This window comes from Aquabacterium parvum, from assembly GCF_001447195.1.
In the GTDB taxonomy this organism is placed as follows: Bacteria; Pseudomonadota; Gammaproteobacteria; order Burkholderiales; family Burkholderiaceae_C; genus Aquabacterium; species Aquabacterium parvum.
In genome coordinates this window covers 61,821-77,416 of the sequence record NZ_LFRI01000516.1, presented here as the reverse complement: position 1 = coordinate 77,416, position 15,596 = coordinate 61,821, and the positions used below count along the sequence as shown (strand labels likewise).

Below are 15,596 nucleotides of genomic sequence, written 5' to 3'. Positions count from 1 at the left end.
TCAAGCCCCGCCGTCCGGCACGAACACATAACCCACGCCCCACACCGTCTGGATGTAGCGAGGTTGTGCCGGATCGGGCTCGATCATCTTGCGCAGGCGCGAGATCTGCACGTCGAGGCTGCGGTCGAAAGGCTCGAACTCACGGCCACGAGCCAGTTGCGCCAGTTTGTCGCGGCTCAGTGGCTGGCGCGGGTGGCGCACCAGGGCCTTGAGCATCGAGAACTCGCCCGTGGTCAGGGCGATGGGCTCGCCTTCCTTGCTCAGGCGGCGCAGGGCCAGGTCGAACTCGAAGGGGCCGAACGTCACCGTTTGGGCTTCCTTGGCGGGCGCGCCGGGAGCTTCCTGGGCCGGGCGGCGACGCAGCACGGCGTGGATGCGTGCCAGCAGCTCGCGGGGGTTGAAGGGCTTGGGCAGGTAGTCGTCGGCGCCGACTTCCAGGCCGACGATGCGATCGACGTCTTCGACCTTGGCCGTCAGCATGATGATCGGCGTGACGTCGTTGGCGGCGCGCAGGCGGCGGCAGATGGACAGGCCGTCTTCGCCGGGCAGCATCAGGTCGAGCACGATCAGGTCGACGGTTTCACGCGTCAGCAGGCGGTTGAGCGCCTTGGCATCTTCTGCCAGGAGCACCTCGAAGCCTTCCTGGCTCAGGTAGCGCCGCAGCAGGTCGCGGATCCGAGCATCGTCGTCCACCACGAGGACGCGGTCGGGACGCTGGTTGGCGTTGTTGGAAGTCATGGTGCGTTCCTAGGCGTTTGTAACAAGCGCGGATTGTGCGCAGTTTGCGGACCCCAAACGCCCGTATTTGACCGGTTGTTACAATTCTTGCCCGCTCATGACGCTCCCGTCAAGCTGAAAGGATGTCGGCGCCACAGGGGTATTTCGCGTTGAGAATGGGTCTCCAACTGACCGACAAAGGTTGACCATGATCCTGACTCGACGTCCCGCAGCCGTCCGCCAACTGACAACCGCCTGCCTGATGGCCGCTGCAGCCTGTGGCGCGCAGGCCGATGCCCCGCGCCAGGGCAGCGTGAACTTCAGCGCCACCGCTCACCGCGAGGTGGTGCAGGACGAGTTGACCGTCGTCCTCGAAACCGTCAAGGACGGCAGCCAGGCTGCAGATGTGCAGGCCGAGCTCAAGCGCGTGCTCGAATCGGCCCTGACCGAGGCGCGTGCGCTCATCAAGGGTGCTGCACCTGAGGCCGTCAGCGTGCAGACCGGCGGCTTCAACCTTTACCCGCGGTACGGCAACAACAGCCGCATCACCGGCTGGCAAGGATCCGCCCAACTGATCATTTCGGGCACGGATGCCGGCAAGGTGTCCACGGTCTCGGGCAAGCTCAACCAGCTCAACGTCACGCAGGTTCGCTACGGGCTGTCGCGCGCATTGCGCGAGCAACACGAGGCCTCGCTCACCACGGAGGCCATTCGCCAGTTCAGGGCGCGCGCCGGGCAGCTGGCCACCGACTTCGGCATGAAGGGCTACACCCTGGGCTCGGTGTCGGTGTCTTCCACCGATGCGGGCTTCGAGGGGCGTCCGGTGCCCATGATGGCGATGGCCAAGGCGGCTGCGGCCCCGATGGCCGACGCAGCCCTGCCGCTGGCCCCAGGCAAGGGGACGCTGACCATCACGGTCTCGGGTGACGTCCTCCTGCAGCCCTGATCAACCCTCGCGCCACTGGCCGCCCAGCAAGAGCTGGTGCGGTCGAAAACGCGTCTTGTAAACCATCTTGGGGCTGGCCTCGATCCAGTAACCCAGGTAGAGGTGCGCCAGCCCGAGGTCGCGTGTTTGCTCGATCTGCCACAGCACGTTGTAGGTGCCGTAGCTGGTGTCTGGCTCGGGTTCGTAAAACGTGTAGACCGCCGAGAGCCCGTCTTCGAGCACGTCCAGGACGGACACCATCTTGAGAGCGCCGGGCTGCCCATCGGGCGAGGCTGGTTCACGGAACTCGACCAGGCGAGAGTTGACCCGGCTGTGCAACAGAAACTGGGTGTACTGGTCCACCGAATCGTGGTCCATGCCGCCGCCTTGGTGCCTGCCGCGCTGATAGCGCAGGTAAAGCTGATAGTGCTCGGGGTTGAAATTCAGCCTCAGCACACGCGCCTCAAGGTGCTGATGGGCACGCCAGGCCCGCACCTGGCTGCGCGAAGGCTGGAATCGCTGCACAGGTATGCGCAACGGCACGCAAGCCTTGCAGCCATCGCAATGGGGGCGGTAAGTGAACATGCCGCTGCGGCGAAAGCCGGTGGCCACCAGGCCGGAGTAAACGTCGGCGTTGATCAGGTGGCTGGGCGTGGCCACCTGCGAGCGCGCGGTGCGCCCATCCAGGTAGCTGCAGGGGTAGGGCGCCGTCGCATAGAACTGCAGGGAGGCAAGCGGCAGGTCTTTGGGATGCGTCACAGCGGGTTTCGCGAAGGGTTCACCGGGGGATCAGGTGATCCCAGAATGAATGATGATAGGTCCAATCGGATGGGCCTGATTCATCGACCACCTGCTTGAGGTGGGCCTCGAATTGCCCCCTTGGCCAGGGGCGTGCCCCCAGGGAAGCCAGGTGGGATGTCTCCTGCTGGCAGTCGATCACAGGCAGGCCGTTGGCTCGGCAAAAGCACACCAGGGCGGCCAGGGCAATTTTGGACGCGTCGGTGCGGTGCGAGAACATCGATTCACCGAAGAACATGCGGCCCATGTGGATGCCATAGAGGCCGCCGACCAACTCGCCGTTCACCCAGGTTTCCACAGAGTGCACTTGGCCCTCGCGGTGCCACTTGCCGTAGGCGGCGCGCATCTCGGGCACGATCCAGGTGCCGCGCTGGCCGTCGCGCGGGGTGAGGGCGCAATGGTGCATGACCGCGTCGAAGTGCGAGTCGATGCGCACCTCGCAGCCTGGTGTGCGCCGAAAGCGCTCAATCGTCTTGCGCAGGGAGCGGGACAGCTTGAACTCTGCCACCGGCAAAACCATGCGGGGGTGTGTGCTCCACCAGAGGATGGGCTGGTCTTCACCGAACCAGGGGAAGATGCCGCGACGGTAGGCCTGCGCCAGCCGCTGGGTGCTCAGGTCGGCGCCAGCGGCCAGCAAGCCCGGGGCATCGGAGTCGGGGCCCAGCGCTTCAAGCGTGTCTGGGAACGGGGTGTCTGCTTCCAGCCAGGGGATCATGAACGAGCGGGCATTCAGTTGATGCGGGCAAGAAAAAAGCCCGGTGGCAAGCCACCGGGCTGAAAGGTACCTTAGAAAAGGTTCGACAGGTACCGAGGAGACAACCTTTCAGGGAGTGCCGCTTGTCCAGAGCGGCCCTGATGAGATCAGGGCCCGGTCAGGAAGTTCAAGCGACTGGCTCCGAATTCCTTGCAAAGATTTGTCAACCAGGGGCAAGCGCCAATCAGGCGGCCTTGCGCTTGGCGGCCGTCGTGGCGGCCTGGGATGCCTTGACGGCGGTGTTGGTGATGGCCTGGAAGTTGGCTTCGGCCACATCGGCAGCTTGCTTGGCGGCTTTTTGCACCGAGTCAAAAGCGTTGTTGGCGGCCGCAACAGCCGACTTCACCAGCACGACGGCGTTTTCGGTGCCGGCGGGGGCGTTCTTGACGGCGTTGTCAACGACAGCTGCGAACTTCTTCTGAGCATCGGAGACTTGCGATTCGGCCAGCTTGCTGACTTCGGCGCTGGTGGTCGAAGCGATGTCGTACAGGTGACGACCGTAGGCTGCGGCCTTCTCAGCCGAGGGTTGCAGCAGCGAGGCTTGCAGCGCCAGCAGTTCCTGGGCGTCCTTGACGGCCAGCACAGCCTTGGCGTGCTCGGAAGCTTCTTCCAGCGAAGTCTTGGCGACTTGCAGGTTCAATTCGACGACCTTCTCGACGCCTTCGAAGGCCTTCTGACCCAGGTCGAACAGGGTGGCCAGGCTGGCTTTTTGGGAGGCGAGGATTTGTTCGGCAGTCAGCATTTCAATCTCCGTTATGAAGGGTTGATCGCAAACCGCAGCTTCGAACTTCAATTGCTGCGTTGCAACATGACTCGAAGTATAGGAGCGCTGCCGCCGATTGCAAGCACTTTTTTGTGCGGTGCAGCAACCGCTTGCAACTTTGTCATGTTTTTGACAATCGGCGAAACGCGAGATCGCGCAGGGACAGGGCTGTCCGGATCGCCTCCTCGCCTACACTCTCGACTTCACCGCATCCCAACTGCTCAAAGCGATCACCATGAGCCTGCTCAACGTCCCCGCTGGCGCCAAGGCGCCCGACGTCTTCAACGTCATCATCGAGATCCCCGCCAACGCCGACCCGATCAAGTACGAGATCGATCACGAGACCGGCGCGGTCTTCGTCGATCGCTTCATGGGCACGGCCATGCACTACCCCTGCAACTACGGCTATGTGCCCCAGACCATCGCCGCCGACGGCGACCCGGTCGACGTGCTGGTCGTGACCCCGTTCCCGCTGCAGCCGGGCGTGGTCATCCCCTGCCGTCCTCTGGGCATCCTGAAGATGGAAGACGAGGCTGGTGGTGACTCCAAGCTGGTGGCTGTGCCCACCGAGAAGATCTGCGCCATGTACAAGGGCATCCAGAAGCTGGAAGACCTCCCCGAGTTGCTGATCGCCCAGATCAAGCACTTCTTCGAGCACTACAAGGACCTGGAGCCCGGCAAGTGGGTGAAGGTGGTTGGTTGGGCCGGCATCGAAGACGCCAAGGCCGAAGTGGTCACCGGCCTGGAAAGCTTCAAGAAGCAGCACTGAGGCATGTTGGGCGCGTGTCGCCCCGCCTGACGCAGCCGCCTGCGCCCCGCTGGGAGCAGGCGGCTTTTTCTTTGGCCAAGGGTCTTGCAGCACGGGCGCTGCGCGGTGGGCGAGCACAAGCGGGCAGGGTGCGTTGTTGCGGGTTAACGACCCCCTTGTGTGAGGGGGTCTTATATAAGACATAAGTCCGCACCGTTTCGCAGAAATCCTGATAGAGTCACGGCTTTTCTAGCACCTCCCTTCAACCCCGGAGATCGTCATGACTCAACTCACCCGTGAACAGCAAATCGCTGCCCTGGAAAAGGACTGGGCCGAAAACCCCCGTTGGAAGCTCGTCAAGCGCGGCTACTCTGCAGCTGACGTGGTTCGCCTGCGTGGCAGCCTGCAGCCCGAGTACACCCTGGCCAAGCGCGGCGCTGAAAAGCTGTGGGAAAAGGTCAACGGCGGTGCCAAGAAGGGCTACGTGAACGCTTTCGGCGCCATCACCGCCGGTCAAGCCATGCAACAGGCCAAGGCTGGCCTGGAAGCCGTGTACCTGTCGGGCTGGCAAGTCGCCGCCGACGGCAACACCTCGGAAACCATGTACCCCGACCAGTCGCTGTACGCGTACGACTCGGTGCCCACCATGGTTCGCCGCATCAACAACACGTTCAAGCGTGCTGACGAAATCCAATGGTCGCGTGGCATCAACCCCGGCGACGAAGGTTTCATCGACTACTTCCTGCCCATCGTCGCTGACGCTGAAGCCGGTTTCGGTGGCGTTCTGAACGCCTTCGAACTGATGAAGAACATGATCACGGCTGGCGCCGCTGGCGTGCACTTCGAAGACCAACTGGCTGCTGTGAAGAAGTGCGGTCACATGGGTGGCAAGGTGCTGGTCCCGACCCGCGAAGCCGTTGAAAAGCTGATCGCTGCTCGTTTCGCTGCCGACGTGCTGGGTGTGCCCACCATCGTTCTGGCTCGCACCGACGCTGAAGCCGCCAACCTGCTGACCAGCGACTGCGACGACAACGACAAGCCGTTCGTGACCGGCGAGCGCACCCAAGAAGGTTTCTACCGCGTCAAGAACGGCCTGGAGCAATCCATCAGCCGTGGCGTGGCTTACGCTCCTTACGCCGACCTGGTGTGGTGCGAAACCGGCGTGCCCGACATCGGCTTCGCCCGTGAATTCGCCCAAGCCGTGCACGCCAAGTGCCCCGGCAAGCTGCTGTCGTACAACTGCTCGCCTTCCTTCAACTGGAAGAAGAACCTCAACGACAAGCAAATCGCTTCGTTCCAGGAAGACCTGTCGGCCCTGGGCTACAAGTACCAGTTCATCACCTTGGCTGGTATCCACGTCAACTGGTACAACACGTTCCAGTTCGCCCACGCTTACGCTCGCGGCGAAGGCATGAAGCACTACACCGAAATGGTGCAAGAGCCCGAATTCGCAGCTCGCGAAAAGGGTTACACCTTCGTGTCGCACCAACAAGAAGTGGGCGCTGGCTACTTCGACGACGTGACCACCGTGATCCAAGGTGGCTCGTCCTCCGTGAAGGCCCTGACCGGCTCGACCGAAGAAGAACAGTTCCACTGATCTGCGCGGGCCGCAAGGCCCGTTGCCTGATCGGCTTGAACACATAAGCGGCACCTTCGGGTGCCGTTTTTCATTTCGGCCCGCTACAATCGGGCCCCTGATGCTCGACAGGGCGTCGTTTTGATTTGGCACATCGTAAGGAACGTAGAAAGGCACTCACGGTTATGACACCGCGAACTTCGACCCCCACTTTCACCTCGACCGAGGTCTAGTCGGCTGGCCGCTGCTTTCGCAAACCTGTTTGCTTCTACAAACCTGAAAGCGCGGCAGCCACCGCGCTTTTTTGTTGCCCGAATGCTTTCAACCGGCGGCTGCACCAAGCCGGAGGGGCAACTTCCCCACTGAGGAAACCAAGATGATTTCGATTCAACTGCCCGACGGCTCCAAGCGCGAGTTCCCGCAGCCGGTGACCGTGGCCGAAGTGGCCGCCTCCATCGGTACCGGCTTGGCCAAGGCTGCGTTGGCCGGCCGCGTGGGGCAGGGCGATGCCGCCCGCCTGGTGGACACCTCCTACCGCATCGAGGCCGACACGCAACTGGCCATCGTCACCGAGAAGGACGCCGACGGCCTGGACGTCATCCGCCACTCGACCGCCCACTTGCTGGCCTACGCCGTCAAGGAGCTGTTCCCCGAGGCTCAGGTCACCATCGGCCCGACCATCGAAGACGGCTTCTATTACGACTTCGCCTACAAGCGCCCCTTCACGCCCGAAGACCTGGCTGCCATCGAAAAGAAGATGGGCGAGCTGGCCAAGAGGGACGAGAAGGTCGAGCGCAAGGTGCTGCCGCGTGATGAGGCGGTTGCGTACTTCAAGAGCCTGGGTGAGCACTACAAGGCCGAGATCATCGAGAGCATCCCGGCCGACCAGGACGTGTCGCTCTACAGCGAAGGCGCCTTCACCGACCTGTGCCGCGGCCCGCACGTGCCCACCACCGGCAAGCTCAAGCACTTCAAGCTGATGAAGGTGGCCGGCGCCTACTGGCGCGGTGACCACCGCAACGAGCAGCTGCAGCGCGTCTACGGCACGGCCTGGACGAGCAAGGAAGACCTGCAGCTGTACCTCACCCGCCTGGAAGAAGCCGAAAAGCGCGACCACCGCAAGCTGGGCAAGGAGCTCGACCTGTTCCACATCGACGAGCACGCCCCGGGCGTGGTGTTCTGGCACCCCAAGGGCTGGACCGTGTGGCAGGCCGTGGAGCAGTACATGCGCCAGGTCTACCGTGACAACGGTTACCAGGAGGTCAAGGGCCCGCAGATCATCGACAAGACGCTGTGGGAGAAGACCGGCCACTGGGACAAGTACCGCGAGAACATGTTCACCACCGAGTCGGAAAAGCGCGACTACGCGCTCAAGCCGATGAACTGCCCCGGCCACATCCTGATCTTCAATCAGGGCATCAAGAGCTACCGCGACCTGCCCATTCGCTACGGCGAGTTCGGTCAGTGTCACCGCAATGAGCCCACCGGCGGCCTGCACGGCATCATGCGCGTGCGCGGCTTCACGCAGGACGACGGCCACGTCTTCTGCACCGAAGACCAGATCCTGCAGGAGTGCGTGGACTTCACAGCGCTGCTGCAGAAGGTCTACGCCGATTTCGGCTTCACCGACATCATCTACAAGGTCGCCACGCGCCCTGAAAAGCGCATCGGCTCCGACGAGGTGTGGGACAAGGCCGAGAACGCGCTGATGGAAAGCCTCAAGGCCACCAACAGCGAGTTCACCATCGCCCCTGGCGACGGCGCGTTCTACGGCCCCAAGATCGAGTACACGCTGAAAGACGCGCTGGGTCGTCACTGGCAGTGCGGCACCATCCAGGTCGACTTCTCGATGCCCGAGCGCCTGGGCGCCGAGTACGTGACCGAGGCCAGCGACCGCAAGCACCCTGTGATGCTGCACCGCGCGATCCTGGGCTCGCTCGAGCGCTTCATCGGCATCCTGATCGAGCAGCACGCGGGGGCCTTGCCGGTGTGGCTGTCGCCCGTGCAGGCCGTGGTGCTCAACATCACCGACGCACAGGTCGACTACGCACGTGACGTGGCTGCGGCACTGAACAAGGCCGGCATCCGCACCAAGCTCGACACCCGCAACGAGAAGATCACCTACAAGATCCGCGAACACGCGCTTCAGAAGGTGCCTTACTTCATCGTGCTGGGCGACAAGGAAAAGGACGCCGGCAAGGTGGCCGTGCGCGCCCGTGGCAACCAGGACCTGGGAGTGATGGACCTGTCGGCGCTGACCGCACTGATCAACCAGGCGACGAACGAGCGCAGTTGATCAGATGGCCGGGCCGCTCCCTCAGCCTGGGGGCGGTACCAGCCAGCGCTGCAGTGTCAGCGTCAGCCGCGTGAGCTCGAAGGGCTTGGGCAGGTGGTCGTTCATGCCTGCATCGATGCAGCGCTGCCTGTCGTCCAGCGACGCGTTGGCCGTCATGGCGATCACGGGGACCCGCTGACGGTGTGGCATGGCTCGCACCAGGCGAGTTGCCTCCAGGCCGTCCATCTCGGGCATTTGCATGTCCATCAGGATCAAGTCGAGCGTTTGATTCGGGTTTGCTGCCAGGGACACCGCCTCGCGACCGTTGGTGGCTGTGTGCACGGTCAGGCCGTGCAGTTGCAGCAGCTCGCAAGCCAGTTCTCGGTTGAGCTCATTGTCCTCGGCCAGCAACACGTTCATGCCGGCAGGCAGCTTGGCCATCATCGGCAGACCCGAATCGGCAGGGGTGGTCGCTGCGTCCGGGGCGTCTGTCTGTTCGGCTTGCGTCATGGGGATTTCCAGCCAGAAAGTGGAGCCTTCACCGGGGCTGCTGTTCACACCGATGCGCCCCCCCATGAGCTCCACGATTCGCCGGCTGATGGCCAGCCCAAGGCCGGTGCCGCCAAAGCGACGGGTGGTTGAGTTGTCGGCCTGCTGAAATGGTTTGAACAATCGAGCTTGGGCATCGACATCGATGCCGATGCCCGAGTCCTTGACCTCAGCCCTCAGCAGGCTGCGCTGTTGCGCGTCCTGCGTGATGCTCAGGCGGATGTCGATGTGCCCCTCCTCGGTGAACTTCACCGCGTTGCCTGCGAGGTTCAGCAGCACCTGGCCGAGCCTGAGCGGGTCGCCTTGCATGCTTTGCGGCACCTCGGCGTCGGCGTGCGTCGACAGCGTCAGGCCTTTCGAGCGTGCCTGGTCTTCGAGTGTCCAGGCCAGTTGGCGCAGCAGCGTGCGGGGCTCGAAGGGTTGGCGCTCGATCTCCAGCTTTCCTGCCTCGATCTTTGAAAAGTCCAGGATGTCGTTGATGGTGCCCAGCAGCAGCTGACTGGCTCCTTCCACCTTGCGCAGGTGGTCTCGAACGCGTGCGGGCTCCAGCAGGTCGTCGCGAAGCAGCAAGGCCGTCAGCCCGATGATGGCGTTCAGTGGCGTGCGGATTTCATGGCTCATGGTGGCCAGGAAGGCGCTTTTGGCCTCGTTGGCGGCTTCGGCCGCTTCCTTGGCTCGCTTGAGCGGGGAGATGTCTTGCAGGGTGATGAGCAGGCCATCATCGAGCAGTTGTCCGCCAATCAGCACGTCGAGCGTGTGACCGTGCCCTGTCTTGACCTGGTATTCGCGTGCCGGCACGGTGCCATCGCCGTTGCGGGCCAGCTCGATGTCCTGCTGCCAGCGCAGGATCACCCATTCGCGGTAATCCGGGTCTGGGTAAGCGCGTTGGAACCACTGTTCGGGGTGGCGGATGTCCTCTGCCGTCAAGCCCAGTTGGCCCATGTAGCGCTGGTTGACGGACACGACCTCGTTGCCGCGCTGGAAGGCCATCGCCACTGGTGCCATTTCATAGAGCACCTTGAAGAGCTTGTCGCGTTCGGCCGCAGCTTGAGCCAGCCTGGCTTGCTCTGTGTCGGCCTCGGCTTGGCGTCTTTGGGTGATGTCACGAGCGAGCGTGAGCACGTGCAATTGCTGGCCGTGCAGCTTGCGTGTGCTCGAGAGCTCAAGCCAACGCGGACCGGACGGCGCATTCAGGCAGATGCTTCGGCCCAGATCCCTTCCTTCTTTGCGCGCGGTGTCAACCGATGCCTGCATCAGTTGGGCGGCCGCCTCCGGCAGGAAGGCTTCGGGGGGCTGCCCGATCAGCCTGGAGGCATCTGCCTCGATGGCGCTGCCTTCGCGGCCCGCGAAAGCGTTGACGACGCGGCCGTTGGCATCGAACTCGATCAGCCAGTCCGGGATCGCCTCCAGGGTGGCTGCCAGGTCGGCGCGCGCCACTTCGGTGTCCTGGTGTGCCTGTTGCAAGGCCTCAAGCGCGCCATGCAGGGCCGATGTGCGCGCGCTCACGCGTCGGCGCAACTGCATGTTCCAAAGCAGCAGCAGGCCAGCGCCCAGCAGCACCGTGGCTGCGGCCCACCAGGCTTGCGGGGGCACGTGAGGTGCACGACTTCCACCTCCCAGCCACTTGTCTTGCAGCGCCTGCTCCTCTGCCTCGGAGATGGCTTGCATGCCCTTTTCGACGAAATCCAGCAACTCGGTGCGACCTTCCTTGACGGCGCGGTGTGCCTGGCCTGTGTAGAGCACGAACGATTGCTTGAACTCGGTGTCGACGCCGAGTTTGTAGAGGTAAAAGCGCGCGGGGCCCTCGTCGAGACAGAAGACCTTGACCTCTTGTCGCTGAGCTGCGCGAATGAGCTGCTCGTAGTTGGCGTAAGTCGCGATGGTGCGCACGCCCGCTGCCTGCAGTTGTTCGATGCAGGCATCGCCGTCCTGCGCCCCAATGAGGAAACCTTTGAGCGTGGCGGTGTCGTGGATGCCCAGGATGTCGCTGTGGCTGAAAATGCCAACAGGCATGTCCGCGTACGGACGGGAAAAGTCGTATTGCGCTTCCCGTGAAGGGGTGCGGTAGATCAGGTCAATGACATCGGCCTCGCCCGATTGCAGTGCTTGCAGCGCTTGAGCCCAGGGGCGAAGGCTGAATTCGACAGGCACGCCTGTCTTGCGGGACCACAGGCGCCAACGGTCGATGAGCAGGCCCTCCGGCCCGCCATCGCTGTTGCGGTAGGTGTAGGGCGGGAAATTTTCGTCGCTGACGACGTGCAGCACCTTCAAGCCCGTGGCAGGGGCGGATGGGGCAGGAGACTCCTGGGCGGCAGGAACGCCGCTGCAGAGCAGCAGGCAGGTCGCTGTCAGGCTCAGCAGGAGCCGTCGCCAGCAATGGGGCAGGGGCATGGGCGATGGGGGCGTTGGAGGTGTCGAAACATCGCGGGGGCCATGGCGAAGTCTGCCATGGGTGCTCATTCGGGTCCTCTGTGAGGCCTTGGAGCGATCGTTGGGTTTGCGCAACGTGCCAGGAGCGTGTAAACTTTCGCGCGCTAAGGTCAGTTGAGTGCGCCGTGTGCGCAGGCTCTGGCTCTGTGCGCGCCCGGGGCAACAAATAGCCTCGGCGCGATGTCGATGAAGACTTCTGCCTTGTTGCCTTGAAGCTCGACCCAGACATCGCCGGTCAGGTCTGACGCGTGCCGCGTCTGTTCATGCAGTCTGGACAGCCGGTCGCCAACCCGCCGGGCGCGTGTTCACCGACCATTGGTTCGAGCGATTTCAACGCCGGGCCCGAAGGAAACAGACATCGCTAACTTCTTTGACCGCCGCACGCGCAACGACGAGCGCAAGCACCGGCTGAACCGTGAAATCACTGCGCCCGAAGTCCGCCTGAACGGACCTGAGAACGAGCCCCTCGGCGTCGTCAGCATCCAGGAAGCCCTGCGACTGTCGGCCGAGCACGATGTGGACCTGGTCGAGATCTCCGCCACGGCAGATCCCCCTGTCTGCCGCCTGATGGACTACGGCAAGTTCAAGTACCAGGAGCAGAAAAAGGCCCACGACGCCAAGCTCAAGCAGAAGGTCATCGAGGTCAAGGAAGTCAAGTTCCGCCCCGGCACCGACGAAGGCGACTACCAGATCAAGCTGCGCAACCTGCGCCGCTTCCTGGAGGACGGTGACAAGGGCAAGGTCACGCTGCGCTTCCGTGGTCGTGAAATCACCCACCAGGACCTGGGCATGCGCCTGCTGGAACGCGTGCGTGATGACCTGCAGGACTGCTCCCTGGTCGAGAACATGCCCAAGCTGGAAGGGCGCCAGATGATCATGGTTCTGGGCCCCAAGAAGAAGAAATAATCTGTTATCATCAAAGGCTTTGGTGGGTTTGCCCTGTTTGTGGGGGTGCCCGCCGGCCGAAGCCGACAGCAGTCTGCGAGGCGGATCACCCAGGGGCAACCCAGGTTGAGCCGCTTTGTTGCTTCTGGCGGCCTCCAAGCCGAAGTGGTGCCTTTCAAGGGCGCCACCGAGGCAATCAAAGTGCCTGCAGGCCATCAAGACACGGACGTGGGTTGCCGTGGCGCCTGACAGGAACAAGTCATAAGGAGCATCAACATGCCCAAGATGAAGACCAAGAGCAGCGCGAAGAAGCGTTTTCGCGTTCGTCCCGGTGGCACCGTCAAGCGCGGCCAAGCCTTCAAGCGCCACATCCTGACCAAGAAGACCACGAAGAACAAGCGCCAGCTCCGCGGCGCCGTCAACGTGCACGAGACCAACATGGGCCACATGGCCCAGATGCTGCCTTTCGCCGGTCTGTAAGACCCGCAAGCAGCCGTCTCGTCCAGTCATCTAGTCAACGCAGAAGGAGCTACACATGCCTCGCGTCAAACGTGGCGTTACCGCCCGTGCCCGTCACAAAAAAGTCCTCGCCCTCGCCAAGGGCTTCCGCGGTCGCCGCAAGAACGTCTATCGCATCGCCAAGCAGGCGGTGATGAAGGCCGGTCAGTACGCCTACCGTGACCGTCGCGCCAAGAAGCGCGAATTCCGCCGCCTGTGGATCGCTCGCATCAACGCCGGCAGCCGCGCACTGGGCCTGACCTACAGCAAGTTCATTGCTGGCATCAAGAAGGCCTCGATCGAAATCGATCGCAAGGTCCTGGCTGACATGGCTGTCAACGACCCCGCTGCTTTCGCCAGCATCGTTGAAAAGGCCAAGGCCCAACTGGCTGCCTGATTCCGCAGCACCCATGTCAGACTGATGGCCGCCGGTGTGCCGGTGGCCTCGACTGAACCCAAGGCCAACCCCGTGTTGGCCTTTTTTTTCGAATGCATCCGATGAACGACTCGTCCAGCGACCTGCAGACCCTGGTGCAATCGGCACAGTCCGCGTTCGACGCCGCCGCCACGCCTGCTGACCTCGAAAACGCCAAAGCCCGGTTCCTGGGCAAGTCGGGCTCGCTCACCGATCTGCTCAAGGGCATGGCGGCCCTGAGCCCCGAAGACAAGAAGACCCGCGGCGCGGCCATCAACCAGGCCAAGCAACAGGTTGAAGCGCTGCTCAATGCGCGCAGGCAGGCCTTGGCCGATGCCGAACTCGCGCAGCAGTTGCGCGCCGAATCGCTGGACGTGAGCCTGCCGGGGCGTCGCCGTGGCGAGGGCGGCCTGCACCCCGTGTCGCTGAGCATCGAGCGCATCGAAGGCATCTTCGGCTCGATGGGCTTCGCCGTGGCCGACGGCCCCGAGATCGAAGGCGACTGGCACAACTTCACCGCGCTGAACACGCCGGAAGACCACCCCGCGCGCTCCATGCACGACACCTTCTACGTCGAAGGCGGTCACCTGCTGCGCACGCACACCAGCCCGATGCAGGTGCGCTACGCCATGCAACATGTGCAGGACCACGCCGAGCAACTGGCCCGTGGCGAGCGCATCCCCGAGATCCGCGTGATCGCACCGGGCCGCACCTACCGTGTCGACAGCGACGCCACCCATTCGCCGATGTTCCACCAGTGCGAAGGCCTGTGGATCGGCGAGAGCGTGAGCTTCACTGACCTGAAGGCCGTGCTGGGCGATTTCTTCAGCACCTTCTTCGAGACGGACGAGCTCGACATCCGCTTCCGCCCGTCCTTTTTCCCGTTCACCGAGCCTTCGGCCGAGGTGGACATCGCTTTTGCCTCTGGCCCGCTCAAGGGCCGCTGGCTGGAAGTGGGTGGCGCCGGCCAGGTGCACCCGAACGTGGTCCGCAACTTCGGCCTGGACCCGGAGCAGTACATTGGCTTTGCCTTTGGCCTGGGCCCGGATCGGCTCACCATGCTGCGCTATGGTGTGAACGACCTGCGCCTGTTCTACGAAGGCGATTTGCGTTTCCTGCAGCAGTTTCAGTGATCGCTCGAGCGAGGACAGGGCGCCTGTCCTCGTTGTGATCGCTGCGAACTGCGTGTCAATGTCTCAACCCAGTCTGATGAGGATGCCCGCATGACCACCACCGCCACGAGCCCCACCACGATCCAGGCCTGGGCTGCTCAAGAAGCTGCCAAACCCGTCGTGCCGTTTTCGTACGACCCGGGTCCTCTGGGCGCCGAAGAGGTCGAGATCCGCGTCGAGCACTGTGGCCTGTGCCACTCCGACCTCTCGCTGATCGACAACGAGTGGGGTTTTTCTGCCTACCCGATCGTCGGTGGCCACGAGGTGGTGGGCACGGTGGTGGGCCTGGGCGAGCGCGCCAAGGGCCTCAAGCTGGGCCAGAAAGTGGGCCTGGGCTGGATGTCGGTGAGCTGCCAGACCTGCCCGAGCTGCCTGAGCGGCCAGCCGCAGCTGTGCCGCGCTGGCGTCGCCACCATCGTGGGCCACCATGGTGGTTTCGCCGAAAAGGTGCGCGCGCATTGGCTGTGGGTCAGCCCGATCCCCGAAGGCCTGGATCCGGCCAAAGCCGGCCCGCTGCTGTGTGGTGGCATCACGGTGTTCTCGCCCTTCCTGAACTTCGACATCAAGCCCGTGCACCGCGTGGGCGTGGTCGGCATCGGCGGCCTGGGGCACCTGGCGCTGAAGTTCGCACGGGCCTGGGGCTGCGAGGTCACGGCCTTCACGTCGAGCGAGTCCAAGCGCGACGAGGCGCTGCAGTTGGGTGCGCACCGCGTGGTCTCCAGCACCGACCCGAAGTCGATGAAGGCCATCGCGGGCCAGCTCGACATGGTGCTGGTCACCGTCAACGTCATGCTGAACTGGAAGGCGCTGATGTCCACGTTGGCGCCCAACGGCCGCTTGCACCTGGTGGGCATCCTGCCGCAGCCCATGGAGGTCGAGGCCTTCCCGCTGATCGGCGGGCAGCGCAGCGTGTCGGGCTCGCCCACCGGCTCACGCCAGGACATCGACACCATGCTGGCCTTTGCGGCGCGCCATGGCATCGAGCCGCAGACCGAACACTTCCCGATGAGCCGAATCAATGAGGCCCTCGACCACCTGCGCGCCGGAAAGGCCCGCTACCGCGTGGTCCTGGACGCCGATCAGAACTGAAT

Annotated in this window: 14 protein-coding genes; 9 read left to right on the top strand and 5 right to left on the bottom strand. The window is 63.5% G+C overall.

Going from position 1 to position 15,596, the window contains the following annotated elements:
* On the bottom strand, positions 1-738 hold the full coding sequence (ompR, locus tag ABG80_RS18865; protein WP_058089104.1) for an osmolarity response regulator transcription factor OmpR: 738 nt from the start codon (positions 736-738) through the stop codon (positions 1-3).
* 187 nt (positions 739-925) lie between these two features.
* Between ompR and ABG80_RS18860 the strand changes: the two genes are divergently transcribed.
* A complete protein-coding gene (locus ABG80_RS18860; protein WP_058089103.1) occupies positions 926-1,663 on the top strand; it encodes an SIMPL domain-containing protein in 738 nt (245 codons plus the stop codon).
* Here the strand turns inward: ABG80_RS18860 and ABG80_RS18855 are convergent, their stop codons facing one another.
* The 3 genes from ABG80_RS18855 to ABG80_RS18845 form a co-directional block, all read right to left on the bottom strand.
* On the bottom strand, positions 1,664-2,401 hold the full coding sequence (locus tag ABG80_RS18855; protein WP_058089102.1) for an arginyltransferase: 738 nt from the start codon (positions 2,399-2,401) through the stop codon (positions 1,664-1,666).
* Between the two features lie 19 nt (positions 2,402-2,420).
* A complete protein-coding gene (gene aat / locus ABG80_RS18850) occupies positions 2,421-3,155 on the bottom strand; it encodes a leucyl/phenylalanyl-tRNA--protein transferase (RefSeq protein ID WP_058089101.1) in 735 nt (244 codons plus the stop codon).
* 223 nt (positions 3,156-3,378) lie between these two features.
* Positions 3,379-3,936 carry a phasin family protein gene (locus ABG80_RS18845; RefSeq protein WP_058089100.1) on the bottom strand — a complete coding sequence of 186 codons (558 nt, stop codon included), beginning with the start codon at positions 3,934-3,936 and terminating at the stop codon, positions 3,379-3,381.
* Between the two features lie 256 nt (positions 3,937-4,192).
* Between ABG80_RS18845 and ppa the strand changes: the two genes are divergently transcribed.
* The 3 genes from ppa (at position 4,193) to thrS (ending at position 8,577) form a co-directional block, all read left to right on the top strand.
* A complete protein-coding gene (gene ppa / locus ABG80_RS18840) occupies positions 4,193-4,726 on the top strand; it encodes an inorganic diphosphatase (protein WP_058089099.1) in 534 nt (177 codons plus the stop codon).
* Between the two features lie 259 nt (positions 4,727-4,985).
* Positions 4,986-6,302, top strand: a complete 1,317-nt coding sequence (gene aceA, locus ABG80_RS18835; protein WP_058089098.1) for an isocitrate lyase — start codon at positions 4,986-4,988, stop codon at positions 6,300-6,302.
* Between the two features lie 355 nt (positions 6,303-6,657).
* Positions 6,658-8,577, top strand: a complete 1,920-nt coding sequence (gene thrS, locus ABG80_RS18830; protein ID WP_058089097.1) for a threonine--tRNA ligase — start codon at positions 6,658-6,660, stop codon at positions 8,575-8,577.
* Between the two features lie 21 nt (positions 8,578-8,598).
* Here thrS and ABG80_RS18825 read toward each other — a convergent pair whose 3' ends face one another.
* Positions 8,599-11,496: an ATP-binding protein gene (locus ABG80_RS18825; RefSeq protein WP_058089096.1), complete on the bottom strand. Its 2,898-nt coding sequence runs from the start codon at positions 11,494-11,496 to the stop codon at positions 8,599-8,601.
* Positions 11,497-11,892: 396 nt separating this feature from the next.
* Here ABG80_RS18825 and infC point away from each other — a divergent pair, with 396 nt between their 5' ends.
* From infC to ahr, 5 genes are all read left to right on the top strand, one after another.
* Positions 11,893-12,441: a translation initiation factor IF-3 gene (gene infC / locus ABG80_RS18820; protein ID WP_058089204.1), complete on the top strand. Its 549-nt coding sequence runs from the start codon at positions 11,893-11,895 to the stop codon at positions 12,439-12,441.
* 255 nt (positions 12,442-12,696) lie between these two features.
* Positions 12,697-12,900: a 50S ribosomal protein L35 gene (gene rpmI, locus ABG80_RS18815; RefSeq protein WP_028601240.1), complete on the top strand. Its 204-nt coding sequence runs from the start codon at positions 12,697-12,699 to the stop codon at positions 12,898-12,900.
* A 55-nt stretch (positions 12,901-12,955) separates the two neighbouring features.
* Complete coding sequence (rplT, locus tag ABG80_RS18810; RefSeq protein WP_058089095.1) at positions 12,956-13,315, top strand: 50S ribosomal protein L20; 360 nt, start codon at positions 12,956-12,958, stop codon at positions 13,313-13,315.
* A gap of 101 nt (positions 13,316-13,416) precedes the next feature.
* Positions 13,417-14,466 (top strand): phenylalanine--tRNA ligase subunit alpha, encoded by a 1,050-nt coding sequence (gene pheS / locus ABG80_RS18805; protein WP_058089094.1) that lies wholly within the window; start codon positions 13,417-13,419, stop codon positions 14,464-14,466.
* A 90-nt stretch (positions 14,467-14,556) separates the two neighbouring features.
* Positions 14,557-15,594, top strand: coding sequence for an NADPH-dependent aldehyde reductase Ahr (gene ahr / locus ABG80_RS18800; RefSeq protein WP_058089093.1), 1,038 nt, complete (start codon positions 14,557-14,559; stop codon positions 15,592-15,594).
* The last annotated feature ends 2 nt before the right edge of the window (positions 15,595-15,596 follow it).

Bases quoted from the DNA above. Each gene is read 5' to 3' on its own strand.
- pheS (WP_058089094.1), top strand. From the start codon at position 13,417: ATGAACGACTCGTCCAGCGACCTGCAGACCCTGGTGCAATCGGCACAG.
- aceA (WP_058089098.1), top strand. From the start codon at position 4,986: ATGACTCAACTCACCCGTGAACAGCAAATCGCTGCCCTGGAAAAGGAC.
- rplT (WP_058089095.1), top strand. From the start codon at position 12,956: ATGCCTCGCGTCAAACGTGGCGTTACCGCCCGTGCCCGTCACAAAAAA.
- ABG80_RS18825 (WP_058089096.1), bottom strand. From the start codon at position 11,496: ATGCCCCTGCCCCATTGCTGGCGACGGCTCCTGCTGAGCCTGACAGCG.
- ppa (WP_058089099.1), top strand. From the start codon at position 4,193: ATGAGCCTGCTCAACGTCCCCGCTGGCGCCAAGGCGCCCGACGTCTTC.
- ompR (WP_058089104.1), bottom strand. From the start codon at position 738: ATGACTTCCAACAACGCCAACCAGCGTCCCGACCGCGTCCTCGTGGTG.
- thrS (WP_058089097.1), top strand. From the start codon at position 6,658: ATGATTTCGATTCAACTGCCCGACGGCTCCAAGCGCGAGTTCCCGCAG.
- ABG80_RS18845 (WP_058089100.1), bottom strand. From the start codon at position 3,936: ATGCTGACTGCCGAACAAATCCTCGCCTCCCAAAAAGCCAGCCTGGCC.
- ABG80_RS18860 (WP_058089103.1), top strand. From the start codon at position 926: ATGATCCTGACTCGACGTCCCGCAGCCGTCCGCCAACTGACAACCGCC.
- aat (WP_058089101.1), bottom strand. From the start codon at position 3,155: ATGATCCCCTGGCTGGAAGCAGACACCCCGTTCCCAGACACGCTTGAA.
- ahr (WP_058089093.1), top strand. From the start codon at position 14,557: ATGACCACCACCGCCACGAGCCCCACCACGATCCAGGCCTGGGCTGCT.
- rpmI (WP_028601240.1), top strand. From the start codon at position 12,697: ATGCCCAAGATGAAGACCAAGAGCAGCGCGAAGAAGCGTTTTCGCGTT.